The organism is Streptomyces axinellae (assembly GCF_039532135.1).
GTDB classification, from domain to species: domain Bacteria; phylum Actinomycetota; class Actinomycetes; order Streptomycetales; family Streptomycetaceae; genus Streptomyces; species Streptomyces axinellae.
Window position 1 is genome coordinate 1 of sequence record NZ_BAAARJ010000083.1, and the last position, 678, is coordinate 678.

The window sequence follows — 678 nt, forward strand, 5'->3', positions numbered from 1 at the left end:
GGGCGGGTTGGACGACATCGACCCGTTCCAGCCCGGGTGCTCCGTCGCGTTCGTGGAGGACGTCGAACAGGTCCCAGTCCACGTACGCACTCAAGGCGTCGGCGCATTCGCGCAGACTTTGCGCGAATACGGGGGAGGAGTCCAGTAGTTCTACGCCCATGCCGGCCCATTGCGAGCCTTGTCCGGGGAAGACGAACACGGTCTTCCCGGGTTCGGCGGGGGCGACTCCTTCCACCACCGACGTGTGCGGTAGTCCCTGCCCGAGGGCTTCAAGCCCGGCCAGCAACTCCTCGCGTTCTTGGCTGACGATGCCGGCCCGGTGGGGGTGGTGGGTGCGTGAGGTGGCTAGGGTGCGGGCGATCTCGGCGATATCGACGTCCGGGTGCGCGCTGATGAACGTGGCCAACTGGCTGGCTTGTTGGCGTAGCGCGGGCTCGTTCTTGGCGGACAGCAGCACCGGCAGGCCGGGGGACTCGCCCTGTTCGGGGTGCTCTTCGGCGGGTGTTTCGGGTGCGGCTTCCAGGATCACGTGGGCGTTGGTGCCGCTGATCCCGAAGGAGGAGACGGCGGCGCGGCGGGGGTGTCCGGTGTGGGGCCAGATTTCGTCACCGGTCAAGGGGGTGACGTTTCCGCTGGACCAGTCCACGTGGGGTGTCGGCTCGTCGAGGTGCAGGGTGC

1 protein-coding gene is annotated in these 678 nt (G+C 68.0%); it reads right to left on the reverse strand.

Annotated features, from left to right (window positions below):
- Positions 1-616 (reverse strand): acyltransferase domain-containing protein (locus ABD339_RS33545; RefSeq protein WP_344570948.1); only part of this gene is annotated, 616 nt, incomplete at its 3' end.
- Between the last annotated feature and the right edge of the window lie 62 nt (positions 617-678).